Source organism: Achromobacter deleyi (assembly GCF_902859705.1).
GTDB classification, from domain to species: Bacteria; Pseudomonadota; Gammaproteobacteria; order Burkholderiales; family Burkholderiaceae_B; genus Achromobacter; species Achromobacter deleyi.
The window spans coordinates 25,534-49,617 of the sequence record NZ_CADIJO010000020.1 but is presented as its reverse complement, the minus strand read 5'-3'; the positions used below and the strand labels follow the sequence as shown (position 1 = coordinate 49,617).

The window sequence follows — 24,084 nt, the reverse complement described above, 5'->3', positions numbered from 1 at the left end:
TGCCGCCTAGGCGTCCTTGCGCTAGATTACAGGGTTTTGTTGCGCTGCAATCGTTTGCTGGCGCGGCTTTTGAGCCCTTTTCCCCTTCGCGCCTTCGCGCCCTGGTTTTTTTGCCCCTTCGCCCCTAAGGATTCCCATCATGAGGAAGTTCTCTCGCATTGAGCGTTTGCCCCCGTACGTTTTCAACATTACCGGCGAGCTCAAGATGGCGGCCCGTAGGCGCGGCGAGGACATCATCGACATGTCGATGGGCAATCCCGATGGCGCCACCCCCAAGCACATCGTGGACAAGATGGTCGAAGCCACCATGCGCCCGACCACCCACGGCTATTCGGTATCCAAGGGCATCCCGCGCCTGCGCAAGGCCATCTGTGACTGGTACCAGCGCCGTTACGCCGTCGAATTCGACCCCGATTCCGAAGCCATCGTCACCATCGGCTCCAAGGAAGGCCTGGCTCACCTGATGCTGGCCACCCTGGACCGCGGCGACACCGTGCTGGTGCCCAACCCCAGCTACCCGATCCACATCTATGGCGCGGTCATCGCCGGCGCCAACATCCGCTCCGTGCGCATGACGCCGGGCGTGGACTTCTTCGAAGAGCTCGAACGCGCCGTGCGCGAGTCGATCCCGAAGCCCAAGATGATGGTGCTGGGCTTTCCCAGCAACCCCACGGCCCAGTGCGTCGACCTGTCGTTCTTCGAACGCGTGGTGGCGCTGGCCAAGGAACACGACATCCTGGTGGTGCACGACCTGGCCTACGCCGACATCACCTTCGATGGCTACGTCGCCCCCTCGATCATGCAGGTGCCCGGCGCGCGCGATGTCGCGGTCGAGTTCTTCACCATGAGCAAGAGCTACAACATGGCGGGCTGGCGCATCGGCTACATGGTCGGCAACCGCGAGCTGGTCGGCGCGCTGGCGCGCATCAAGAGCTATCACGACTACGGTACGTTCACGCCGATCCAGGTGGCGTCCATCGCCGCCCTGGATGGCCCGCAGGATTGCGTGAACGAAATCGTGGCGCAGTACCAAAGCCGCCGCGACGTGCTCGCGCGCGGTCTGCATGAAGCAGGTTGGAATGTGGAAATTCCCAAGGCGTCCATGTACATCTGGGCGCAGATCCCCGAACCCTACAGGGCGATGGGCTCTTTGGAATTTGCCAAGCGTGTCCTGTCGGATGCGAAAGTGGCCGTGTCCCCCGGGATCGGCTTTGGCGAATATGGCGACGAATACGTGCGCTTCGCGCTTATCGAAAACGAGCAGCGCACCCGTCAGGCGGTGCGCGGCATCAAGGATATGTTCCGCAAGGACGGTTTGCTGAAGTAGGGTTCCCCGTAGCGCTGCGCGCTTCCCCCCCAGGGGGCATGCTGGCGGACCGGCGGAGCCGGATCCGCGGCATCCCGATCGGGGGGCACCTCGTGGCTGCAGCCGTTATTGCGTGAGCAATTTGGAGAAATGAAATGAATTCCCCTCAACGCCCGCCCGCAGAGGGCGCCGCGATGAATCCCATGAAAGTGGGCCTGCTCGGTCTGGGCGTGGTCGGCGGTGGCACGTGGACCGTGCTGTCGCGCAATGCGGAAGAGATCGCGCGCCGCGCGGGTCGCCGCATTGAAGTCACCCGCGCCGCCGTGCGCGACGTGCAGAAGGCCCGCGCGCGCGTCGGCGACGCGCTGCGCGTCGATACCGATGTGCACGCGCTGGTGCGCGACCCCGACATCGACATCGTCGTCGAACTGATCGGTGGCGACACCCTGGCGCTCGAGCTGGTGCTCGAAGCCATCGCCAACGGCAAGCACGTGGTCACGGCCAACAAGGCCTTGCTGGCCAAGCACGGCAACGAGATCTTCGCTGCAGCGTCCGAGCGCGGCGTGATGGTGGCGTTCGAGGCCGCGGTGGCCGGCGGCATCCCCATCATCAAGGCCATTCGCGAAGGCCTGACCGCCAACCGCATCCAGTGGGTCGCCGGCATCATCAACGGCACCACCAACTTCATCCTGTCCGAAATGCGCTCGCGCGGCCTGCCGTTCGCCGACGTGCTGGCCGAAGCCCAGCGCCTGGGCTATGCCGAAGCCGACCCCACCTTCGACGTCGAAGGCGTGGACGCCGCGCACAAGCTGACGCTGCTGGCGTCGCTGGCCTTCGGCGTGCCGGTGCAGTTCGATCGCGCCTACATCGAAGGCATCTCGCAACTGGCCGCCGAAGACATCGAGCACGCCGAACGCCTGGGTTACCGCATCAAGCTGCTGGGCATCACCAAGCGCCGCAACGATGGCATCGAATTGCGCGTGCACCCGGCGCTGGTGCCGGCCGAGCGCCTCTTGGCCAATGTCGAAGGCGCGATGAACGCCGTGCTGGTCAAGGGCGACGCCGTCGGCCCCACGCTGTATTACGGCCAGGGCGCGGGCGAAGAGCCCACCGCCTCGGCAGTGGTGGCCGATCTGGTCGACGTGACGCGCCTGCACACCGCCGACCCGGGCAACCGCGTGCCGCACCTGGCCTTCCAGCCGGACGCCATGTCGGATACGCCGATCCTGTCGATCGAACAGGTCAGCACGTCGTACTACCTGCGCTTGCGCGTGGATGACCAGCCGGGCGTGCTGGCCGACATCGCGCGCATTCTGGCCGATCGCTCGATCTCGATCGGGTCGATGATCCAGCAGCCTTCGCACATCGGCGGCGCGGACATCATCTTCCTCACGCACGAAGCGGTGGAAGGCAACGTCAATCAAGCCATCGAGCGCATCGAGGCCTTGCCGTTCGTGCGGTCCAAGGTCACCCGCCTGCGCGTGGAGCATTTGGCATGAACTACCTCTCGACCCGAGGGGGCATGGCCCCCCAGCCGTTCTCCGACATCCTGCTTGAAGGGCTGGCGCCGGATGGCGGCCTGGCCGTGCCCGAGCAACTGCCCCAGATCTCGGCGGAAACGCTCGAGTCCTGGCGTGGCCTGCCGTATGCCGACCTGGCGTTCGAGGTCCTGTCGCGCTTTGCCACCGACATTCCGGCCGACGACCTGCGTGGCCTGACCCGCGCCGCGTACACGTCGCAGATCTTCAACAGCGAAGACATCGTCCCGCTGCGTCCGCTGGACAACGGCCTGTCGCTGCTGGGCCTGTCCGAAGGGCCGACCCTGGCCTTCAAGGACATGGCCATGCAGTTCCTGGGCCAGGTGTTCGAATACGTGCTGACCCGGCGCAACACCACGCTCAACATCGTGGGCGCCACCTCGGGCGATACGGGTTCGGCCGCCGAATACGCGCTGCGCGGCAAGCGCGGTGTGGCCGTGTTCATGCTGTCGCCGCACGGCCGCATGAGCGCGTTCCAGCGCGCCCAGATGTACTCGCTGCAAGACGAGAACATCCACAACATCGCCGTGCGCGGCGTGTTCGACGAAGCCCAGGACATCGTCAAGGCCTTGGCCGGCGACCTGGCGTTCAAGTCCAGGTACCGCCTGGGTGCGGTCAATTCCATCAACTGGGCGCGCATCGCTGCGCAGGTGGTGTACTACTTCCACGGCTGGTTGCGCGCCACCGACAAGCCGGGCCAGCAGGTCTCGTTTGCCGTGCCGTCGGGCAACTTCGGCAATATCCTGTCCGGCCATATCGCGCGCAGCATGGGCCTGCCCGTGCGCCGCCTGGTGCTGGCCACGAACGAGAACAACGTGCTGGAAGAATTCTTCCGCACCGGCGTCTACCGTCCGCGTCCGGCCGAGCAGACCTACGCCACGTCCAGCCCGTCGATGGACATCTCGCGCGCCTCGAACTTCGAGCGCTTCGTCTTCGACCTGGTTGGCCGCGATGCCGCCCGCGTCAAGGCCTTGTGGTCCGACCTGGCGCGCGACGGCTTCTTCGACCTGTCGGCCCTGAAGCCGCAATTCGAAGAACGCTACGGCTTCGTGTCGGGCGCCAGCTCGCACGAAGACCGCCTGGCCACCATCCGCTCGCTGTACGACCAGACCGGCGTGCTGGTCGATCCGCACACCGCCGATGGCGTCAAGGTCGCGCGCGATCACGTCGAACCGGGCGTGCCGATGCTGGTGCTCGAAACCGCCTTGCCCGCCAAGTTCTCGGAAACCATCGAGGCCGCGCTGGGCCGTCCGGCCACGCCGCCGGGCAACCTGGCCAACCTGGAATCGCTGCCGCAGCGCGTCGAAGTGATGGACTGCGATGCCGCCGCCGTGCGCCGCTACATCGAGGCCCACGCCAAGGTGTAAAGGCTGCTTGCGGATGTATTGGGTTGCAACCCCTCGCCGGTGTGAGCCGCGAGGGGTTTTTTACGTTCTTACGCACTTTGGCCACAACCCGTCACTTATTGCGCGCCATCATCCGATACAGTGAATCCACCATTCACACTCGGAGAACACGCCCATGAACCTGAAGACCATGACGTTGGCCCTGGTGGTGACCGGAGTTGGGGTGCTGGCCGGATGCTCGTCGCCCTCGGTCATTCAGCAACGGGACGGGACCTCGACCGTCACCCCGGATACGCCCACCTATGACAAGAAGTCGGGCATGTACGAGTACGACAAGGACGGCAAGAAGGTCCAGATCAACAAGGACGACGTGAAGTCCATCGAAGAAGTGAAGTAGGACCGGCGCACGCCGCGTGCCAGTCGCCGCGCCCAGGCGCCGCGCAAGAAAAAAGCCCCGGCCTAGGCCGGGGCTTTTGCATGGGCGCCGTGTGACGACGGGGCTTATTTGGCCGCTGCCGCAGCCTCGGCGTGATATCGGCCCACGCGTTCGACTTCGTTCTTCGAACCCAGGATGACGCTCACGCGCTGGTGCAGCTTGTCCGGCTGGATGTCCATGATGCGCTGTTCGCCGTTGATCGACGCGCCGCCGGCCTGCTCGACCAGGAAGCTCATGGGGTTGGCTTCGTACATCAGGCGCAGCTTGCCGGCCTTGCCGGGTTCACGGGCATCCCAGGGGTACATGAAAATGCCGCCACGGGTCAGGATGCGATGCACGTCCGCCACCATCGAGGCGATCCAGCGCATGTTGTAGTCCTTGCCCAGGGGGCCGGTGGTGCCGGCCAGGCAATCGTCGACGTAGCGTTTGACCGGGGCGGCCCAGTGACGCATGTTCGACATGTTGATCGCGAATTCCTTGGTGTCTTCCGGCACCCGGATGTTTTCGTGGGTCAGCACCCACGAGCCCATTTCGCGGTCCAGCGTGAAGCCCACCACGCCATTGCCGATGGTCAGCACCAGCATGGTCTGCGGGCCGTACACGGCATAGCCGGCCACGACCTGCTTGTTGCCCGGTTGCAGGAAGTCGGCTTCGCAGACCGGGGCGCCCGACACATTGTGCGGCGCCTGCAGCACCGAGAAGATGGTGCCGATCGAGACGTTCACGTCGATGTTCGACGAGCCATCCAGGGGATCGAACAGCAGCAGGTATTCGCCCTTGGGGTAGCGGTTCGGGATGAGGTGGATGGTTTCCATCTCTTCCGAGGCCATGGCCGCCAGGTGGCCGCCCCATTCGTTGGCTTCGAGCAGGATTTCGTTGGACAGGACGTCCAGCTTCTTCTGGACTTCGCCCTGCACGTTCTCGCTTTCGAGGCTGCCCAGGACGCCGCCCAGGGCGCCCTTGCTGACCGCATGGCTGATCGCCTTGCAGGCGCGCGCGACGACCTCGATGAGCAGCCGCACTTCGGGGGCCAGGGCCTGGGCGGAGCGTTGCTGCTCGACCAGGTATTGGGTAAGTGTTTTACGTTTCAAAAGGTTCTCCCTATGCTGCGAATTCTAATGCCTTGGATACGATTTCCTGAACGTTGCGCGACAGCCCCTCGTGCCCGCGGACCTGTTGCAGGGCCGCTTGCATCGGGGTGCGCAAGGCCGGCACGAAGCGCGACCAGTTGTCCAGCGCGCGCGCCAGGCGGGCGGCGATTTCCGGGTTGAGGGCGTCCAGCGCCAGCACCTGCTCGGCCCAGAAGGCGTAGCCGGTGCCGTCGGGATGGTGCATGCCGCGGGCGTTGTTCAGGCAGAACTGGAACACCAGGGCACGTGCGCGGTTGGGGTTGCGCAGCGTGAACGCCGGGTGTTTCATCAGCTCGCGCGCCGTCTGCACGGTGGTGTAGCGAGCCGCCGCCTGCAAGGCAAACCACTTGTCCACCACCAGCGCGTTGTCCTGCCACTTGTCGTAGAACGCGGCCAGCGCCTGTTGCGGGAATTCGCCCTGGCCGTAGTTGATCAGCGCAGACAGCGCGGCCATGCTGTCGGTCATGTTGCCGGCGTGTTCGTATTGCTGCTCGGCCAGGCGCTGCGCCTCGTGTTCGCCTGCAGCCATCAGGTGGCTGAGCGCCAGGTTCTTCAGGGCGCGCTTGCCGGCCGGCACCGGCGCCGGGCTGTACTCGCCCGGCGTCTGGTTGTCGTCGAAGGCCTGGCGGAACTCCGCGGCCAATTGCCGGCCCAGTTCGGCGCGCAGGAAATCGCGGGCCACGGCCAGGGCCGGCGGGTCCACGGCCTGCATGCGCTCGGCCAGCGTCTTTTCCGACGGCAGCGCCAGCGCCCGGGCGCGGTAGGCGGCGTCCAGGCTGGGGTCCGTCAGGAGGGCGCGCCAGGCGTCGATGAAGGCGGGGTCCGCGTGCAGCGTGCGGCCGGCCTGGCGGGCATCGGCCAGGCTCAGGATCTGGCGCGTGGCCAGTTCCTGGCCCGCTTCCCAGCGCGCGAACGGGTTGCTGTCGTGCGCCGACAGCAACGCGAGTTCGGCGTCGGTCCAGTCGTAGTCGACGATCACGGGGGCCGAGAAATCGCGCAGCAAGGACGGCACCGGCAGCGCGTCGATGCCGTCGAAGTGCCATTGCTGGGTCTGGGTAGTCAGTTCCAGCAAGGCGGTTTCACGTTCGGCGCCTTCGTGGCGCAGGGGCAGGGCGCGGCCTTCCCGGTCGAGCAGGCCGATGGCGAAGGGGATATGGTAGGGCGCCTTGACGAAACCGGCGGGGGCTTTCTTTTCGACGCCGACCGGCTGGCAATCCTGCGACAGCGTCACCGTGACGCGGCGTGTGGCGGCGTCGTGCTCGAGCTTGACCGTCACGCGCGGCGTGCCGGCCTGGCGATACCAGTTGCGGAACACGGCGAGGTCGCGTCCGGGATGCTGGCGCACATACACCGATTCCATGGCGGCGACGAAGTCGTCGCAGGTCACGGCCTGGCCGTCGTGGCGGCGGAAGTATTCGTCCATGCCGGCGCGAAAACCGGCTTCACCGAGCAACGTGTGCTGCATGCGGATGACTTCGGCGCCTTTCTCGTACACCGTGGCGGTATAGAAATTGCCGATTTCCTGGTAGCTGTCAGGCCGGATCGGGTGGGCCATCGGGCCCGCGTCTTCAGGAAACTGCGCGGCGCGCAGGGTGACGACATCGTCGATGCGTTTCACGGCGCGGGCGCTGGCGGCGGCCGCTTCGTCCATGTCCTGCGCCATCATGTCGGCGCTGAATTCCTGGTCGCGGAATACGGTCAGGCCTTCTTTCAGGCTGAGCTGGAACCAATCGCGGCACGTGACGCGGTTACCGGTCCAGTTATGGAAGTATTCATGGCCGATGACCGATTCAATGCCCTCGTAATTGGCGTCCGTGGCCGTCTCGGCGTCGGCCAGCACATAGGCGGCATTGAAAATGTTCAGGCCCTTGTTTTCCATCGCGCCCATATTGAAATCATGGACGGCCACCACCATGAAACGGTCCAGGTCGAGTTCCAGGCCGAAACGGGTTTCGTCCCAGCGCAGCGCGCGCACCAGGGAATCGAGCGCCCATTCGGTCTTGGTCTCGGCGCCCGGGTCGCTATAGACCTGCAGCAGCACGTCGCGGCCGCTGGCGGTCTTGACGGTGGTTTCGCGGTGGGTCAGGTTGCCGGCCACCAGGGCGAACAGGTAGCAGGGCTTGGGGAACGGGTCTTCCCATTCGACTTCGTTGCGGCCGTCGGGCAATTGGCGCGAGGCGACCAGGTTGCCGTTGGAGAGCAGTACGGGGTAGGCCGGCTCGGCGCGCAGGGTCACGCGGTAGCGCGACATGACGTCGGGGCGGTCGGCAAACCAGGTAATGCGGCGAAAGCCTTCGGCCTCGCATTGCGTGAAGAAATTGCCGCCCGATACGTACAGGCCCATCAGCGTGGAATTGGCGGCAGGCTTGCAGCGGCTGACGATTTCCACCGAGGCGTCGGCGGGCAGGCCGTACAGTGCCAGGCTGTGCTCGGACTGGTGGTAGCGGTCGGCGGCCAGCGGTTGGCCATCGACGGCAACCGAGACCAGTTCCAGGTCTTCGCCGTCCAGCACCAGGGCGGCATCGGCGCTGGCGTCGGCCTTGCGCTGCACCTGCATGACGCAGCGCACCTCGGTGGCCTCAGGGGCCAGGTCGAATGCCAGCGCAACGTGGGGAATATCGTAGGGGTAGGGCTGGTAATCCTTGCGGTATACGGTAACGGGCGTGTCTGTGCGCATGGGATTGCAGTCCTGTATGAACGGAGATTCCTATTGTAGTGGCTGGGCAGGCGGGTGCAGGGTCGCCTGATGGTCTACCGCAAACTTTTGCCGGCCCGCACGGTCAAACGTCAGTATGATGGCGCCGTCGCGCGCAATGAGGAGTCGCAAATGTCCCGTTCTTCCCGTTTCAATGCCGGCCGCTGGGCCGCGGTACTGGCTGTCATGGGGGCATTGGTACTGAGCGGATGTGCGGCCCCGACGGTGTCGGCCCGCGTCACCTCATTCCAGCAATGGCCGACCGGCGTCGAAGGCCAGACCTACCAGTTCGTGCCGGCCGACGCCTCGCAAGCCAATAATCTGGAATACCAGTCCTACCAGGATATGGTCCGCGCCGGTATCGGCGCGACCGGGCTGGTCGAGGCCCAGGGCGGCGCCAAGGCCCGTTTTGACGTCTCGTTCAAGTATGGAACGACGCAGACCCAGATCATGGTACGGCGTCCGTACGACCCGTATTACAACGGCGGTTACGGCTACGGCGGCTTCTACGGGCCGCGGCCTTGGGGCGGTTACTACGGTTACTGGGGGCCGGAATGGGTCGATGTGCCCATGGTCGTCCAGCGCAATACCTTGACCCTGCAGATCCACGACACCCAGCGGGGCGGCGCCGAGGTATACCGGTCCAGCGCCTTCATACTCAGCGAACGGGACAATTTCATTCGCACGATGCCCTATCTGGTCCGTGCAATATTTGACAATTTCCCGGGAAATAATGGCGCAGAACGTGAAATCCAGTTCCCGGTTCAGTGAAATTTCAGGTGCCGCGCATGCGGCGTTAAAATAAAAAAGGCGCACCAAAGTGGTGCGCCTTTTATTTTTCTTACTGAATAATAGGTTTTATTCTTTGATAAGAAAACTGTCGCGCGTGGCGCCGTTGGCTTCTTCGGCGGCGAGCCAGCGCGGCGCCTTGCCACGACCGCTCCAGGTTTCCCCGGTTTGGGGGTGGCGGTACTTGGGCGCAACGGCGCGTTTGGCGGCGTTGGCGGGGCGGGCGGCAGCGCCAGCCTTGCGGCGGCTGCTGGGCGTGGCTGCACGGGCGGGCTTGTTCGAGCCGAAAGCGGCGGCAATTTCGTCCGGGGTGATGTCGTACTCGCGCATGGACGTGATGATCGAAGCGATCACGGGCTTGCGGCGCTTGGTTTGGAGGACTTCAGCCTTCTTTTGGAGCTTGTTGATTTCCTTTTCGATCTTTGCTTGCAGAGCTGCGTAGGTTTCTCGGGCCATGGTTTATTCCTGATTATGGAACTGCTTTAATCGCCGGCGAAGTTATGTTTATTTGTTGTGCTTCGCATAATACAGAAATTGGAGCTTGATTGCCGCAGTTCCGGACTAATTACTTTGTATCAAAACCGCCGGAGAGTGTTTAGACTTGCGGGTTCCCGCCAAGAACAAGTATTGGGAATGATATTCCCAAATTTGGGACTAATTGAAACAAATGAAGCGTTGGTTCATGAGGCGGACGAATGTCTGTTCCAGGACTTGAAAAAAGCGCTTTTTGTTTCATGAAGCGAGCGGATGTCAGGAAAATCGCCGTTTTTCCCGTTGCGCGGTCAGCGCATTTCGGGTTTCTCGAATGCTGAGAATGGGGCTGATTCGTCGCTCAACCGGCGGTTGAACGCGGCCGCGTCATGCGCAAATGTTTTGCGGTTTCTACGGGTATGCCTATTTTCATCGGTGCACTACAGCTGAGATATACGACGACTTATTGCTCGGGTGTATTCACAGGTTTTAGTTTTTCGTTCCAGTTGTATGACAAGTTTGAAATGACAGCGCCGACCCTGGGCCTGGCGCTCGAAACCGGGTGGCCGGCACGTCCTGCGCTTTTCCAACGGGACCATTTGCCGGTTTTCAATGTGGTCAATACGTAGTTTGAGTCAGTCCCTGATTTGTTAACTTGATAGGTAATATCCCGCGCTGGGGACGCCGGGCCCGTGTCGGCGTTACGATAGAGGCTTGAGCGTCAATGCAGGCGCGTTCCCGCGCCGGCGCCCCCCAACAGAGTCCTATGAAAATCATCGATCCCGCTATTGCTTCCCTGGCCACCGCCAAATCGCTGTTGCTCGACCCCTGGGGGCTGACCGAGGCCGACATGGCGCGCGCGCTGGGCGAAATCTTCACCCACAAGGTCGACTATGCCGACCTTTACTTCCAGTACACCCGCAGCGAAGGCTGGAGTCTGGAAGAGGGCATCGTCAAGACCGGCAGCTTCTCGATCAGCCAGGGCGTGGGCGTGCGTGCCGTGAGCGGCGAGAAAACCGCTTTCGCCTATTCCGATTCGCTGTCGGCCGACGCGCTGCTGTCGTCGGCCCACGCCGTGCGCGGCATTGCCCGGCGCGGCGCGGGCAAGGTCAAGGTGGCGGCCCAGGTCGAAGCCGAAATGGGCCGCAGCCTGTATGCGGACATCGACCCCGTCGCAACGCTGAGCGCACCCGAGAAAGTGGCGCTGCTCGAACGCATCGAGCGCATGGCGCGTGCCCGTGACCCGCACGTGATCCAGGTCATGGCCGGCCTGGGCGCCGAATACGACGTGGTGCTGGTGGCCGGCAGCGACGGCCGCCTGGCCGCCGATGTGCGTCCGCTGGTGCGCCTGTCGCTCACCGTCATTGCCGAACGCAACGGCCGTCGCGAAATGGGCCATGCCGGCGGCGGCGGCCGTCTTGGCCTGGCTTATTTCACGGACGAAATGTTGCAAAGCTACGTCGAGCGCGCCGTACACGAGGCCATGGTCAACCTGGAAGCGCGTCCCGCGCCGGCCGGCGAAATGACCGTGGTGCTGGGCTCGGGCTGGCCCGGCATCCTGCTGCACGAAGCCGTCGGCCATGGCCTGGAAGGCGATTTCAACCGCAAGGGTTCCAGCGTGTTCTCCGGCCGCATCGGCGAGCGCGTGGCGTCCAAGGGCGTCACCGTGATCGACGACGGCACCATTCCGGACCGCCGCGGTTCGCTCAACATCGACGACGAGGGCAATGCCACGCAGCGCAATGTCCTGATCGAAGACGGCATCCTGCGCGGCTACATGCAGGACACCCTGAACGCCCGCCTGATGAAGACCGCCGCCACCGGCAACGGCCGGCGCGAGTCGTTTGCGCACCTGCCGATGCCGCGCATGACCAATACCTACATGCTGGCCGGTGACAAGGCGCCCGAGGAAATCATTTCGTCGGTCAAGCGCGGACTGTATGCGGCCAACTTCGGCGGTGGGCAGGTCGACATCACCAACGGCAAGTTCGTGTTCTCGGCGTCCGAGGCCTACATGATCGAAGACGGCAAGATCACCTACCCGGTCAAGGGCGCCACCCTGATCGGCAACGGTCCCGACGCCATGACGCGTGTGTCCATGATCGGCAACGACCTGAAGCTGGATTCGGGCGTGGGCACCTGCGGCAAGGACGGCCAGAGCGTGCCGGTGGGCGTAGGCATGCCCACGGTCCGCATGGAAGGCCTGACGGTCGGCGGAACAGCCTAGTAAAGCCCCCACGCCGCGCGGTTCGCGCTGGCTGCACCCCGAGGGGGCTGTCCGGCCTTCGGGCGGCCGGGCGGCCGGACGGCAATTCTTTCGGGACAGTTTGGGAAAATTGTGCTAGAGTCTTTCGCTATGAAATTCGCGTCCCCCGCCTTTTACTTTTATTTTTATGGTTTTCTGAAGCCGCTGGCGGAGGAAGGGACGCGCTCAATCTGAAGTTTGGAAAGAATCCCCCCCAAAAAAGCCGCCAGCGAACTGGCGGCTTTTTTTGTGCCGCCAGCTTGAGGAAACAACCCCGGAGCATGCGCCCCGTGGCGGGAAACCCAGGAGCAGTACCGTGTCACACAATACCGACGACCTTCGCATTCGAGAAATCAAAGAACTGAACCCGCCCGCGCACGTGATGCGCGAGTTCGCATGCACGAAAGAGGCATCCGATACCGTGTTCTCCGCCCGGCAGTCGATGCACCGCATCCTGCACGGCATGGACGATCGCATGATCGTCGTGATCGGGCCCTGCTCGATCCACGACACCCGTGCCGCGATCGAGTATGCGAAGCGCCTGAAGCCGGTACGCGACCGCCTGAGCGCGGACCTGGAAATCGTGATGCGTGTGTATTTCGAGAAGCCGCGCACCACGGTGGGCTGGAAGGGCCTGATCAATGATCCCGACCTGAACGGCAGCTTCGATATCAACAAGGGTGTGCGCGTGGCCCGCGAACTGCTGCTGGACATCAACAGCCTGGGCCTGCCGGCGGGATGCGAGTTCCTGGACATGATTACTCCGCAATACATTGCGGACCTGGTCTCCTGGGGGGCGATCGGGGCGCGCACGACCGAAAGCCAGGTGCATCGCGAACTGGCTTCCGGCTTGTCGTGTCCGGTGGGTTTCAAGAACGGCACGGATGGCAATGTGAAGATCGCGGTCGACGCGATCAAGGCGGCTTCACAGCCGCACCATTTCCTGTCGGTGACCAAGGGCGGGCATTCGGCCATCGTCTCGACCGCGGGCAACGAGGACTGTCACGTCATCCTGCGCGGCGGCAAGACGCCGAACTACGATGCCGCCAGCGTCGACGCGGCCTGCCAGGACATGTCCAAGGCCGGCCTGGCGCAGCGCGTCATGGTCGATGCCAGCCACGCCAACAGCAGCAAGAAGCCCGAGAACCAGACGCTGGTGATCGAAGACGTCGCGCGCCAGATGGAAGCGGGCGATGCGCGCCTGGTCGGTGTCATGGTCGAAAGCCACCTGCTGGGCGGCCGCCAGGACATGGTGCCGGGCACGCCGCTGGTCTATGGCCAGAGCATCACCGATGGCTGCATCGACTGGGACGCCTCGGTGGCCGTGCTGGAACGCCTGGCGCATGCGGTGCGCGAACGCCGCCGCGTGGCGCTGACTTCGGGCAAGTGACCTCGGCTTACCGCAAGCCGCCCCTTGGGGCGACTTGCGGCGCCCGGGGGCGGCGTAAAATATCCGGATCGTCCCATCCGAGAAAACGCTGATCATGAACGCTCCCTTGCACGCTGAATCGCTGCGCCGCGCGGTGCCGGCCGCCTGTCTGGAGGCCCTGCGCGCCCGTTTCGGCGACCGCTTTTCCGAATCCGCCGCGGTGCGCGAGCACCACGGCCGCGACGAATCGCCGTATCCCGCCATGCTGCCGGACGCGGTCGTCTTCGCCCACACCACCGAAGAAGTCGCCGAGGTCGCCAAGCTGTGCAACGAGCACCGCGTGCCGCTGATTCCCTACGGCGCCGGGTCGTCGCTCGAAGGCCACATCCTGGCGATCCAGGGCGGCATCAGCCTGGACCTGTCGCAGATGAACAAGGTGCTGGCCGTCAACGCCGAAGACCTCACCGCCACGGTGCAGGCCGGCGTGCTGCGCAAGCAGCTCAACGAAGAAATCCGCAGCACCGGCCTGTTCTTCCCGATCGATCCGGGCGCCGACGCCAGCCTGGGCGGCATGGCCGCCACGCGCGCCTCGGGCACCAACGCCGTGCGCTACGGCACCATGCGCGAAAACGTGATGTCGCTGACCGTGGTCACCGCCGATGGCCGCATCGTGCGCACCGCGGGCCGCGCCCGCAAGTCGTCGGCCGGCTACGACCTGACCCGCATTTTCGTGGGCAGCGAAGGCACGCTGGGCATCATCACCGAAGTGACGGTGCGCCTGTATCCGCAACCCGAGGCCGTGTCGGCCGCGGTCTGCAATTTCCCCACGCTCGATGCCGCCGTGCAAAGCGTGATCGAAATCATCCAGATGGGCGTGCCGGTGGCCCGCGTCGAATTCATGGACGCGGCCAGCGTGCGCTCGGTGAACCTGCACAGCAAGCTGACGCTGCGCGAAACCCCGCTGCTGGTGTTTGAGTTCCACGGCAGCCCGGCCGGCGTCCAGGAACAGGCCGAAACCGTGCAGGCGATCACCGCCGAACACGGCGGCATGGACTTCGAATGGGCCGAACGGCCCGAAGACCGCAGCCGCCTCTGGACCGCTCGCCACAACGCCTATTTCGCCGGCCTGCAGCTGCGCCCCGGCTGCCGCGCCAGCACCACCGACGTCTGCGTGCCGATCTCGCGCCTGGCCGATTGTGTGCGCGACACCGTCGAAGAACTGGACCGCGCCAGCTTCCCGTATACCATCGTGGGTCACGTGGGCGACGGCAACTTCCACGTGCTGATGCTGCTGGACGCCGACAGCGAACGCGAATGGCAGGAATCCGAAACCATCAACCACAACCTGGTGCGCCGCGCCATCGCGGCCGATGGCACCTGCACCGGCGAACACGGTGTGGGCCTGCACAAAATGCAATTCATGGCCGAAGAGCATGGCGACCACGCCCTGGAACTGATGCGCAGCCTCAAGCACGCATTTGATCCGAACAACATCCTGAACCCGGGCAAGATCGTGTCCTGGTAAGCCGCCGTCAGGCGGTACGTAAAAGGCCGGCGGGGCAACCCGCCGGCCTTTTTCATTGAGACGGGGCGGGCCAGGCGGGTTTTGCCCGATGGGCCGGGGCGTTCTCACCTGATGGGAATGAATTCGGGCGCACTTTACGGCTGGTTACGTCTGCATCGGCCGTCTCGCCTGTTGGCCATACGCACGGTATACGCAGGATGCGGGTAAATCCCGGCCTGCGTCCAGCCTGCGGTCGCGCTATTGTTGCGCTCATGAATTCTCTGGTCGAAACCGGCCTGGCACACGTGCAGGCGCCTTATTCGTTGCAGCAACTCGTCGAGGCGTTGTCGGCCGCGCTGCCGTCGCATTGCGTGCTGTTTCGCGAAGAGGACACGCGCCCGTACGAATGCGACGGGTTGTCGTTGTACCGGGCCTTGCCCGCCGTGGTGGCCCTGCCGGAAACCGAAGAGCAGGTGCAGTCGGTCATGCGCATCTGCAAGCGGCTCAATGCGCCGCTGGTGGCGCGCGGCGCCGGCACGGGCTTGTCTGGCGGTGCGATGCCGCACAGCCAGGGCGTGCTGCTGGGCCTGTCCAAATTCAACCGCATCAAGCATATCGACCTGGCCAGCGCGACTGCGGTGGTCGAGCCGGGTGTGCGCAACCTGGCCATTTCCGAAGCCGCGTCGCCTTACGGGCTGTACTACGCGCCGGACCCTTCCAGCCAGATTGCCTGTTCGATTGGCGGCAACGTCGCGGAAAACTCCGGCGGCGTGCATTGCCTGAAATACGGGCTGACGGTGCACAACGTGCTGCGGGTGCGCATGGTCACCATCGACGGCGACGTCGTGGAACTGGGTTCGGAAGCGCCTGACGCCCCCGGCCTGGACCTGCTGTCAGTGTTCATCGGCTCGGAAGGCATGCTGGGCGTGGTGACTGAAGTGACCGTCAAGCTGATTCCCAAGCCGGCCTGCGCGCAGGTGGTGATGGCCAGTTTTGCCAGCGTCGAGGCGGCGGGCAACGCCGTCACGCAGGTCATCGCCGACGGCATCATTCCGGCCGGCCTGGAAATGATGGACCGCCGCGCCACGCACATGGTCGAACCCTTCGTGCGCGCGGGCTACGACATGGACGCGCAGGCCATCCTGCTGTGCGAATCGGATGGCACGCCGGATGAAGTGGCGCACGAGATCGCACGCATGGAAGCCATCTTCCGCGCGGCCGGGGCCACCCGTTGCCAGGTGTCTGCCTCCGAAGCCGAGCGGCTCAAATTCTGGGCGGGACGCAAGAACGCGTTTCCCGCCGCCGGGCGCGTGTCGCCCGATTACTACTGCATGGACGGCACGATTCCGCGCCGTCATCTCGCACGGGTGCTGGGCGCCATCGAACAAATGGAAGACGAGTTCAGCCTGCGCTGCGCCAACGTCTTTCATGCGGGCGATGGCAACCTGCATCCGTTGATCCTGTTCGATTCGAATAAACCGGACGAAGTGGAGCGTGCCGAGAAATTCGGCGCCGCCATACTCGAACTGTGCGTGCAGGTAGGAGGAACCGTGACTGGAGAGCACGGTGTGGGAATGGAGAAAATAAATCAAATGTGCGTGCAATTCTCTCGCGAAGAACTCGACGCGTTCCTGGCGGTCAAGCGGGCGTTCGACCCGCCGTGCCTGCTGAATCCTGAAAAGGTCATCCCCACGCTGGCCCGCTGCGCCGAATACGGCAAGATGCATGTGCATGCGGGCGAGTTGCGCTTCCCGGATCTCGCTCGCTTCTAGGACGTTCCCCCTATGGATTTCGTCCTGTCGGAATTGTGCGACCAGGTCATGACGGCGCGCGCCGGTCACAAGCCGCTGTTCGTCATGGGCGGCGGCAGCAAGGCGTTCTACGGCAACTACCGGCCTGTGACGCCGCAAGACGGCCATTGCCTGCTGGACATGACGCCGTTTCGCGGCATCGTCAGTTATCACCCCTCCGAGCTGGTGGTGACCGTGCGCGCCGGTACGCCGCTGGCCGAACTGGAAACGGCGCTGGCCGAACATGGGCAGATGCTGGCTTTCGAACCGCCGCATTTTTCACCCGCGGCGACGGTGGGCGGCTGCGTGGCAGCCGGCCTGTCGGGGCCGCGCCGCATGAGCGCCGGCGCCTTGCGCGATTTCGTGCTGGGCGCGCGGCTGCTGGATTCGGATGGCCGGGTGCTGTCGTTCGGCGGCGAGGTCATGAAGAACGTGGCGGGCTATGACGTGTCACGCTTGTTGGCTGGGTCGCACGGGATCTTCGGCGCCATTCTCGAGGTGTCGCTGAAAGTCGTGCCCAAGCCGATCGAGGAGGTGACGTTGGCGTTGCCGTCCACGCAGGCGCAGGCCCTGGCCAGCTTTGCGCTGTGGCGAGGCAAGCCGCTGCCGATTTCCGCGACCAGCTGGACGGGAGCGGCCCAGGACGAAGGCTTGATGCATGTGCGCCTGTCCGGCGCGCCGCCGGCCATAGCCAGCGCGCGGCAACTGATCGGCGGCGACGCGCTGGCGCCCGATGCAGCCCAGTCCTGGTGGACGGGGCTGCGCGAACAGACGCATGCGTTCTTCGCCCCCGCCCGACCCTTGTGGCGGCTGGCCCTGCCGCCCACCGCGGCCGCGCTCGGGCATGGCCCGACGCTGATCGAGTGGGGCGGCGGCCAACGCTGGCTGTCCGGTCAGCAGGATGCCGCCGAGCTGCGCGAGCTGGCGCAGCGGCTGGGCGGCCATGCGACCTTGTTTCGACCGGCGGGCGTCAAGCCGCCGGCCGATGGCGTGTTCCATCCGTTGTCGCCGGGCATCGCGTTGATCACCCGCCGTCTCAAGCAAGAACTCGACCCGGCCGGCCTGTTCAACCCCGGCCGCCTGGTCCTGGAGCTATAGCGCATCATGCAAACCAATCTGGCAGCCTGGGCCCGTGATACCGATCTGGGAAAAGAGGCCGACGCGATCCTGCGGCGCTGCGTGCATTGCGGCTTCTGCACGGCCACCTGTCCGACCTACCAGGTGCTGGGCGACGAACTGGATAGTCCGCGCGGCCGCATCTACCTGATCAAGCAGGTGCTGGAAGGCGCGGAGCCCACCCAGTCCACGCAGCAGCATCTGGACCGCTGCCTGACCTGCCGCAATTGCGAGACCACATGCCCCTCAGGGGTGCAGTACGGCCATCTGATCGACATCGGCCGCCAGATCGTGGAAGAGCGCGTGCCGCGGCCATGGGCCGAAAAGGCCAAGCGCAAGATGCTGCGACGGGCCATGTTGTCGCCCCTGTTCGGCCCGGCCATGCGCATGGGCCAGGCCGTGCGCGGCCTGTTGCCCGAGGCCCTCAAGCGCAAGGTGCCCGAACGCCGCGCCCCCGGCGCGCTGCCGCAGGTTGAAGGGCATGCACGGCAGGTGCTGATGCTGGCCGGCTGCGTGCAGCCGGCCATGATGCCGACGATTGATGCGGCCACCATCCGGGTGCTGGATGCGGTGGGCATCGGTGCACGCATCGCGCCCGGCGCCGGCTGCTGCGGCGCGGCCAGCTTTCACCTGGATGCGCAGGCAGCCGCGCTGGACCAGATGCGCGCGAATGTGGATGCCTGGTGGCCGCTGGTGCAGGACGGTGCGGTCGAAGCGATTGTCATGAACGCGTCGGGTTGCGGCGCCATGGTCAAGGAATACGCCCACCATTTGCGCCACGATCCGGCCTACGCCCAGCGGGCGGCCGACATCGTCGCGCGGGTCAAGGACGTGGCGGAAATCGTGGCGCCTCATGCCGCGCAGCTGCGCGGGCGATTGGCGGGCAAGGGCCTGCGGGCGGCATATCATCCGCCCTGCACGCTGCAGCACTGGCAAGGCCTGCGGCCGTTGTCGGAGCAACTGCTGGCGGACCTTGGGTTCGAGCTGCTGCCGTTTGCCGACAAGCACCTGTGCTGCGGCTCGGCGGGCGCCTATTCGGTGCTGAATCCGGAGATTGCGCTGACGTTGCGCGACCGCAAACTGGGCGCCATTGCGCCGGGGGCACCGGATGTGATTCTGTCGGCCAACATCGGCTGCATCGGCCATCTGCAAAGCGGCACGGATACGCCCGTGCGGCATTGGATCGAGGTGGTGGACGAGCATCTGGCCCGCGCCTAACCGCGGCGGGAGAGTCGCCCGCGGCGCTTGAGCGCCGCGGGGAGCCGGATGCAAGGTCGGGTGGCGCGGCGCTTATCGCGCCGCCTTGCTGGATAGCGCCCAGGCAGGCGCCCGCGTCATTCCACGGCCTTGACCATGTCTTCGAGCACCTTCTTGGCGTCGCCAAAGACCATCATGGTGCGGTCCATGTAGAACAGTTCGTTGTCCAGGCCGGCGTAGCCGGAGGCCATCGAGCGCTTGTTCACGATCACCGTGCGGGCCTTGTAGGCTTCCAGGATGGGCATGCCGGCAATCGGCGACTTGGGGTCATTCTTGGCGGCCGGATTGACCACGTCGTTGGCCCCCAGCACCAGCACCACGTCGGTCTGGCCGAACTCGCTGTTGATGTCTTCCATTTCGAAGACCTGGTCGTAGGGCACTTCGGCCTCGGCCAGCAGCACGTTCATGTGGCCGGGCATGCGGCCGGCGACCGGGTGGATGGCGTACTTGACCGTTACGCCGCGCTCGGTCAGCTTTTCAGCCAGTTCCTTGAGCGCGTGCTGCGCGCGGGCCACGGCCAGGCCGTAGCCCGGCACGATGGTCACGCTTTCGGCGTTGGTCATGAGGAACGCCGCGTCGTCGGGGCTGCCCGACTTGACGCTGCGCTGCGCGGTGCCGCCCGCGGCCGCGGCGGCGCCGGCCTGGCCGCCGAAGCCGCCCAGGATCACGTTGAAGAACGACCGGTTCATCGCCTTGCACATGATGTACGAGAGGATGGCGCCCGACGAACCTACGAGCGACCCTGCGATGATCAGCATCGGGTTGTTCAGCGAGAAGCCGATGCCCGCCGCCGCCCACCCCGAATAGCTGTTCAGCATCGACACCACCACGGGCATGTCGGCGCCACCGATGGGGATGATGATCAGCACGCCCAGCACGAAGGCGATCAGGGTCATGATGACGAAGGGCGTCCAGTCCTGGGTCAGCATGAACCACACGCCCATGGCCAGCATCAGCAGCGCCAGCGCCAGGTTGAGCATGTGCTGGCCCGGGAACACGACCGGTGCGCCCTGGAACAGCCGGAACTTGTACTTGCCGGACAGTTTGCCGAAGGCGATGACGGAACCTGAGAAGGTGATGGCGCCGACGAAGGTGCCGATGAACAGCTCGAAGCGGTTGCCGGTGGGAATCAGCGTGCCGGCCGCGACGATGCCGAAGGCGTGAGGCTCGGCCACCACCGCCACCGCGATGGCCACGGCCGCCAGGCCGATCATGCTGTGCATGAAGGCAACCAGTTCGGGCATCTTGGTCATTTCGACGCGCTTGGCCATCAGCGTGCCGACCGATCCGCCCACCAGCAGGCCCAGCAGCACCCAGCCCAGCCCGATGGTGGCCGTGCCGGAGCGCGCCAGGCCGACGATGAGCGCGCCGGTGGTCAGCACGGCGATCGCCATGCCCGCCATGCCGAAGGCGTTGCCCAGCCGCGACGTGGTGGGATGCGACAGGCCCTTGAGCGCCTGGATGAAGCACACCGACGCGATCAGGTACAGCAGCGTGACAAGGTTGAGCGAGATCATTTCGCTTCCTCCTTGGCGGGCTTTTTGTCTTTTTTCTTGAACATCTCCAGCATGCGCCGCGTGACGAGGAAGCCGCCGAACACGTTGACCGCGGCCAGCGCCACGGCGAATACGCCCATGCCGCGCGCCAGTCCGCCTTCGGTCAGCGCGGCTGCCAGCATGGCGCCGACGATGATGATGGCCGAGATGGCGTTGGTGACGGCCATCAGCGGCGTATGCAGCGCCGGGGTGACGTTCCAGACCACGTGGTAGCCGACATAGATGGCCAGCACGAAGATGATGAGATTCATCAGGGTGGGGTTGATCGCTTCCATGCTGTCAGTTCCTCCGCGTCACATTGCCGCCTTCGCACACCAGGCAGGCCGCCACGATTTCATCGTCGCGCTGGATCGCCAGCGCGCCGTCCGCATTGATGATGAGTTTCAGGAAGTCGAGAATGTTGCGGGCGTAGAGCGCCGACGCATCGGTGGCCACCAGGCCGGGCAGGTTGGTCAGGCCGATGAGGGTCACGCCGTGCTTTTCCACCACCTTGCCTTTCTCGGACAGCGGGCAGTTGCCGCCGCGCTCGACCGCCAGGTCCACCAGCACCGAGCCGGGCTTCATGGCCGCGACCGTTTCCGCCGAGACCAGCGTGGGCGCCGGGCGGCCGGGAATCAGCGCCGTGGTGACGACGATGTCGGCCTGCTTGCAGCGTTCGGACACCAGCGCCGCCTGCCGCGCCATCCAGGCCGGCGGCATTGGCCGCGCGTAACCGCCCACGCCTTGCGCGATCTCGCGCTCTTCGTCGGTTTCGAAGGGCACGTCGATGAATTTGGCGCCCAGCGATTCGACCTGCTCACGCGCAGCAGGGCGCACGTCGGATGCCTCGACCACCGCGCCCAGGCGCTTGGCCGTGGCGATGGCCTGCAGGCCGGCCACGCCGGTGCCCAGCACCACGGCGCGGGCAGCCTTGAGCGTGCCCGCGGCGGTCATCATCATGGGGATCAGGCGGCCGTAGTGGTGGGCCGCCAGCAGCACGGCCTTGTAGCCGGCCAGGTTGGCCTGCGACGACAGCACGTCCAGGCTTTGCGCACGGGTGATGCGGGGCGCGGCTTCCAGCGCGAAGCCGACCAGGCCGGCGCCGGCCATCTGCTGCAGGCCTTCGGCGTCGAACGGATCGAGCATGCCGATGACGACGGTGCCCGATTTCATCTGCGGCAATTCGGCGGGAGAGGGGGCGCGAACCTTCATGACCAGCTCGGCCCCCAGCGCATCCTGGGCGGTGCCGAGCGTGGCGCCCGCGGCCTCGTAGGCGTCATCGAGATAGCGCGCGGCGCTGCCCGCGCCACGTTCCACGACTACGGTGTGTTTGCCGCCGACGTACTTCTTGACGGTTTCCGGTGTTGCTGCGACACGGGTTTCCCCGTCTCGGGTTTCTTTGGGTATCCCGATGTGCATACGACGCCTCTCCTAAGAAGGTTCGCCGTAGTTATACACTGCCCCGCCCGTGGACGGCCCGGCCGCCCAAAAGAAAGCCCCATGGGGTTAACCATGGGGCTTTGAGGCTTGCGCCTCGGTCATACCGGCCAGTCTGATGGGCTGCTGGCCGGCACTGGCGCGCAGGCGTCCGGCGTCAGGCCGTCTGCGCGCGAGTCCAGTCGATCAGCGCGGCGGTGAGGTCGCGCAGGTCGGCTTTCAGGCGGCCGTAGTTGGCCGACGGACGCAGGCTGACTTCGTCCATGTACAGATTGCGGTTGATCTCGATCTGCAGGCTGTGGCGGCCTTCGTCGGGGCGGCCGAACGCGCGCACCAGTTCGACGCCCTTGTAGGGATCGTTCACGGTGACGTTGTAGCCGCGCTCGCGCAGCCACGCGGCGATGAATTCACGGAAGGCCGGGTCGCTGGTGCTGCCGTCGCGGTCGCCCAGCACGAAGTCGGGGTGAACGAGGCCAGGACGGTCGGTGGCGTAGGCGCCGGCCACGCTGGGCATCGAGTGGCAGTTGATGTGCCAGACCTTGCCGAACTTCTGGTGGGCGCTGTCCAGCACCTGGCCCAGGGCGGCGTGGTAAGGCTTCCAGCAGGCTTCGATGCGGTGCGTGACTTCTTCCACGGTGAGCTTGCGGTCGTACAGCGGGGTGCCGTCGTCCAGCATGCGCCAGATCAGGCCCTTGCCCAGCTTGACCTTGGGCGAGGCATTGACCGGGCCGGGCCACGGCTGGTCCAGCAGCAGCTGGTCGATTTCGTCGGGAGCGCGATTGGCGTCGATGTAGGCGCGCGGGAAGCCGGCGGCGATCAGGGGCACGCCCATGTCGACGGCGTCGCCCCACAGGTCGTCAACCCAGGTGTCCTCGGCCGTGCGCAATGCGCCAAAGGCCACCGCGGGCGCGAAGTCGGGCGGGTAGGCGGTGCCGCTGTGCGGGGAGTCCAGCACGAGAGGGGCCGAGGGCGCCGAATTCGGATATTGCTGCGGAAGGTCGAGCCGGTAAGACAGGGGTTGGGAAATTCGCATATAGGGGTGTTGCGTTCGTGAATCGGAGGTCCCCGCCGCGCGCTCAGCGCGGCGGGCGGGGACCGAAGATCGCTTAGTCGATCTTCACGTTGGCTTCTTTGGCGATGCGCTTGTTCTTGGCGATTTCCGCCGAGATCTGCTTGGCAAAGTCAGCCGAGCTGTTGGCGGCCGGTTCGGCGCCCAGCGCTTCCAGGCGCGTCTTGACGTCGGGGTCGGCGCTGACCTTCTGAACGGCGGCGTTCAGCTTGGCCAGGATGGGCTCGGGCAGCTTGGCCGGGGCGACCAGGCCGAACCAGGAGGCGTCGTTGACGGCCGGCAGGCCGACTTCGGCGAACGTGGGCACGTCGGGCAGGCTGGCCACGCGCTTGGGCGCGGCGACGGCCATGGCGATCAGGCGGCCGGACTGCACGTGCGGCAGGGTGGACGGCAGGTTGTCATACATGACGTCGACCTGGCCGGCCAGCGCGTCGTTCAGGGCCGGGCCCACGCCGCGGTACGGCACGTGCATCAGGTCGGTGCCCGAGGCCATCTTGAACAACTCGCCCATCATGTGCGACACCGAGCCATTGCCGGCCGAGGCGTACGTCAGCTTGCCCGGCTGGCTCTTGGCCAGCTTGATGAACTCGGCCATGTTCTTGGCCTGCACCTTCGGGTTGATGGTCATGATGTTCGGCACGGCCGCCAGGTTCGAGACCGGCGTGAAGTCCTTTTCGCCATCGAACGGCAGGTTCGGGTAGATGGCCGGATTGATGCCGTGCGTGCTGACGGTGGCGATACCCAGCACGTAGCCGTCCGGTGCGCTGCTGGCGACAAACGCGCTGCCGATCGAGCCGCCGGCGCCGCCGCGGTTTTCCACCACTACGGTCTGATTCAGTTCCTTGCCCAGCTTGTCGGCGAACAGGCGGCCGACGATGTCGGTGGTGCCTCCGGGCGGGAACGGCACGATCAGTCGGATCGGCTTGCTCGGGTAGGCATCTTCGGCATGGGCGATGCTCGAGGTCAGCGGCGTGGCCAGGGTCGCGGCAGCGACACACAGGCCCAGGACTACATTACGGCGTTGCATGAATTCCCCTATGAATTGGAACGC

19 protein-coding genes are annotated in these 24,084 nt (G+C 65.3%); 11 read left to right on the top strand and 8 right to left on the bottom strand.

Features of this window, described 5'->3' with window-relative positions; genetic code table 11:
- Positions 1-139: 139 nt before the first annotated feature.
- The 4 genes from alaC (at position 140) to HV798_RS23770 (ending at position 4,587) form a co-directional block, all read left to right on the top strand.
- On the top strand, positions 140-1,327 hold the full coding sequence (alaC, locus tag HV798_RS23785) for an alanine transaminase (protein ID WP_025140316.1): 1,188 nt from the start codon (positions 140-142) through the stop codon (positions 1,325-1,327).
- A 173-nt stretch (positions 1,328-1,500) separates the two neighbouring features.
- Positions 1,501-2,805, top strand: a complete 1,305-nt coding sequence (locus HV798_RS23780; RefSeq protein ID WP_175193992.1) for a homoserine dehydrogenase — start codon at positions 1,501-1,503, stop codon at positions 2,803-2,805.
- Positions 2,802-4,211 carry a threonine synthase gene (gene thrC / locus HV798_RS23775; RefSeq protein ID WP_175193958.1) on the top strand — a complete coding sequence of 470 codons (1,410 nt, stop codon included), beginning with the start codon at positions 2,802-2,804 and terminating at the stop codon, positions 4,209-4,211. Before HV798_RS23780 ends, thrC begins: the two co-directional genes overlap by 4 nt.
- Before the next feature lie 154 nt (positions 4,212-4,365).
- The gene (locus HV798_RS23770) at positions 4,366-4,587 is read left to right on the top strand and encodes a YgdI/YgdR family lipoprotein (protein ID WP_006393778.1); all 222 of its coding nucleotides are present in this window, start codon (positions 4,366-4,368) and stop codon (positions 4,585-4,587) included.
- A gap of 104 nt (positions 4,588-4,691) precedes the next feature.
- Here the strand turns inward: HV798_RS23770 and HV798_RS23765 are convergent, their stop codons facing one another.
- Positions 4,692-5,717, bottom strand: coding sequence for a class 1 fructose-bisphosphatase (locus HV798_RS23765; RefSeq protein ID WP_175193959.1), 1,026 nt, complete (start codon positions 5,715-5,717; stop codon positions 4,692-4,694).
- A gap of 10 nt (positions 5,718-5,727) precedes the next feature.
- On the bottom strand, positions 5,728-8,433 hold the full coding sequence (pepN, locus tag HV798_RS23760) for an aminopeptidase N (protein ID WP_175193960.1): 2,706 nt from the start codon (positions 8,431-8,433) through the stop codon (positions 5,728-5,730).
- Between the two features lie 150 nt (positions 8,434-8,583).
- On the opposite strand from pepN, the gene HV798_RS23755 reads away from it, so the two are divergent.
- Complete coding sequence (locus HV798_RS23755) at positions 8,584-9,222, top strand: DUF4136 domain-containing protein (RefSeq protein WP_175193994.1); 639 nt, start codon at positions 8,584-8,586, stop codon at positions 9,220-9,222.
- An 87-nt stretch (positions 9,223-9,309) separates the two neighbouring features.
- Here the strand turns inward: HV798_RS23755 and HV798_RS23750 are convergent, their stop codons facing one another.
- The gene (locus HV798_RS23750; RefSeq protein WP_025140322.1) at positions 9,310-9,696 is read right to left on the bottom strand and encodes an H-NS histone family protein; all 387 of its coding nucleotides are present in this window, start codon (positions 9,694-9,696) and stop codon (positions 9,310-9,312) included.
- A gap of 781 nt (positions 9,697-10,477) precedes the next feature.
- Here HV798_RS23750 and tldD point away from each other — a divergent pair.
- The 6 genes from tldD (at position 10,478) to glcF (ending at position 18,953) form a co-directional block, all read left to right on the top strand.
- Positions 10,478-11,938 carry a metalloprotease TldD gene (tldD, locus tag HV798_RS23745; protein ID WP_175193961.1) on the top strand — a complete coding sequence of 487 codons (1,461 nt, stop codon included), beginning with the start codon at positions 10,478-10,480 and terminating at the stop codon, positions 11,936-11,938.
- 334 nt (positions 11,939-12,272) lie between these two features.
- Positions 12,273-13,346 (top strand): 3-deoxy-7-phosphoheptulonate synthase AroG, encoded by a 1,074-nt coding sequence (gene aroG / locus HV798_RS23740; protein WP_025140324.1) that lies wholly within the window; start codon positions 12,273-12,275, stop codon positions 13,344-13,346.
- Positions 13,347-13,440: 94 nt separating this feature from the next.
- The gene (locus HV798_RS23735) at positions 13,441-14,850 is read left to right on the top strand and encodes an FAD-binding oxidoreductase (RefSeq protein ID WP_025140325.1); all 1,410 of its coding nucleotides are present in this window, start codon (positions 13,441-13,443) and stop codon (positions 14,848-14,850) included.
- A 251-nt stretch (positions 14,851-15,101) separates the two neighbouring features.
- The gene (locus HV798_RS23730; RefSeq protein ID WP_025140326.1) at positions 15,102-16,601 is read left to right on the top strand and encodes an FAD-linked oxidase C-terminal domain-containing protein; all 1,500 of its coding nucleotides are present in this window, start codon (positions 15,102-15,104) and stop codon (positions 16,599-16,601) included.
- Between the two features lie 12 nt (positions 16,602-16,613).
- On the top strand, positions 16,614-17,717 hold the full coding sequence (gene glcE / locus HV798_RS23725) for a glycolate oxidase subunit GlcE (protein ID WP_175193962.1): 1,104 nt from the start codon (positions 16,614-16,616) through the stop codon (positions 17,715-17,717).
- A 6-nt stretch (positions 17,718-17,723) separates the two neighbouring features.
- Positions 17,724-18,953, top strand: coding sequence for a glycolate oxidase subunit GlcF (glcF, locus tag HV798_RS23720; RefSeq protein ID WP_175193963.1), 1,230 nt, complete (start codon positions 17,724-17,726; stop codon positions 18,951-18,953).
- Between the two features lie 116 nt (positions 18,954-19,069).
- Here glcF and HV798_RS23715 read toward each other — a convergent pair whose 3' ends face one another.
- From HV798_RS23715 to HV798_RS23695, 5 genes are all read right to left on the bottom strand, one after another.
- The gene (locus HV798_RS23715; protein ID WP_175193964.1) at positions 19,070-20,509 is read right to left on the bottom strand and encodes an NAD(P)(+) transhydrogenase (Re/Si-specific) subunit beta; all 1,440 of its coding nucleotides are present in this window, start codon (positions 20,507-20,509) and stop codon (positions 19,070-19,072) included.
- Positions 20,506-20,823, bottom strand: a complete 318-nt coding sequence (locus HV798_RS23710; RefSeq protein ID WP_006393790.1) for an NAD(P) transhydrogenase subunit alpha part 2 — start codon at positions 20,821-20,823, stop codon at positions 20,506-20,508. Before HV798_RS23710 ends, HV798_RS23715 begins: the two co-directional genes overlap by 4 nt.
- Before the next feature lie 4 nt (positions 20,824-20,827).
- The gene (locus HV798_RS23705) at positions 20,828-21,946 is read right to left on the bottom strand and encodes a Re/Si-specific NAD(P)(+) transhydrogenase subunit alpha (protein ID WP_175193965.1); all 1,119 of its coding nucleotides are present in this window, start codon (positions 21,944-21,946) and stop codon (positions 20,828-20,830) included.
- A 175-nt stretch (positions 21,947-22,121) separates the two neighbouring features.
- Positions 22,122-22,997, bottom strand: a complete 876-nt coding sequence (locus tag HV798_RS23700; protein WP_025140331.1) for an N-formylglutamate amidohydrolase — start codon at positions 22,995-22,997, stop codon at positions 22,122-22,124.
- A 73-nt stretch (positions 22,998-23,070) separates the two neighbouring features.
- Positions 23,071-24,060 carry a Bug family tripartite tricarboxylate transporter substrate binding protein gene (locus HV798_RS23695; RefSeq protein WP_025140332.1) on the bottom strand — a complete coding sequence of 330 codons (990 nt, stop codon included), beginning with the start codon at positions 24,058-24,060 and terminating at the stop codon, positions 23,071-23,073.
- Positions 24,061-24,084: the final 24 nt, after the last annotated feature.

What these genes read in the sequence shown, in the direction of transcription:
- glcE (WP_175193962.1), top strand. Translation starts at nt 16,614, where the DNA reads ATGGATTTCGTCCTGTCGGAATTGTGCGACCAGGTCATGACGGCGCGC.
- HV798_RS23705 (WP_175193965.1), bottom strand. Translation starts at nt 21,946, where the DNA reads ATGCACATCGGGATACCCAAAGAAACCCGAGACGGGGAAACCCGTGTC.
- pepN (WP_175193960.1), bottom strand. Translation starts at nt 8,433, where the DNA reads ATGCGCACAGACACGCCCGTTACCGTATACCGCAAGGATTACCAGCCC.
- HV798_RS23780 (WP_175193992.1), top strand. Translation starts at nt 1,501, where the DNA reads ATGAATCCCATGAAAGTGGGCCTGCTCGGTCTGGGCGTGGTCGGCGGT.
- HV798_RS23750 (WP_025140322.1), bottom strand. Translation starts at nt 9,696, where the DNA reads ATGGCCCGAGAAACCTACGCAGCTCTGCAAGCAAAGATCGAAAAGGAA.
- tldD (WP_175193961.1), top strand. Translation starts at nt 10,478, where the DNA reads ATGAAAATCATCGATCCCGCTATTGCTTCCCTGGCCACCGCCAAATCG.
- HV798_RS23715 (WP_175193964.1), bottom strand. Translation starts at nt 20,509, where the DNA reads ATGATCTCGCTCAACCTTGTCACGCTGCTGTACCTGATCGCGTCGGTG.
- HV798_RS23730 (WP_025140326.1), top strand. Translation starts at nt 15,102, where the DNA reads ATGAATTCTCTGGTCGAAACCGGCCTGGCACACGTGCAGGCGCCTTAT.
- HV798_RS23710 (WP_006393790.1), bottom strand. Translation starts at nt 20,823, where the DNA reads ATGGAAGCGATCAACCCCACCCTGATGAATCTCATCATCTTCGTGCTG.
- glcF (WP_175193963.1), top strand. Translation starts at nt 17,724, where the DNA reads ATGCAAACCAATCTGGCAGCCTGGGCCCGTGATACCGATCTGGGAAAA.
- HV798_RS23700 (WP_025140331.1), bottom strand. Translation starts at nt 22,997, where the DNA reads ATGCGAATTTCCCAACCCCTGTCTTACCGGCTCGACCTTCCGCAGCAA.
- HV798_RS23695 (WP_025140332.1), bottom strand. Translation starts at nt 24,060, where the DNA reads ATGCAACGCCGTAATGTAGTCCTGGGCCTGTGTGTCGCTGCCGCGACC.
- HV798_RS23755 (WP_175193994.1), top strand. Translation starts at nt 8,584, where the DNA reads ATGTCCCGTTCTTCCCGTTTCAATGCCGGCCGCTGGGCCGCGGTACTG.
- alaC (WP_025140316.1), top strand. Translation starts at nt 140, where the DNA reads ATGAGGAAGTTCTCTCGCATTGAGCGTTTGCCCCCGTACGTTTTCAAC.
- HV798_RS23770 (WP_006393778.1), top strand. Translation starts at nt 4,366, where the DNA reads ATGAACCTGAAGACCATGACGTTGGCCCTGGTGGTGACCGGAGTTGGG.
- thrC (WP_175193958.1), top strand. Translation starts at nt 2,802, where the DNA reads ATGAACTACCTCTCGACCCGAGGGGGCATGGCCCCCCAGCCGTTCTCC.
- HV798_RS23735 (WP_025140325.1), top strand. Translation starts at nt 13,441, where the DNA reads ATGAACGCTCCCTTGCACGCTGAATCGCTGCGCCGCGCGGTGCCGGCC.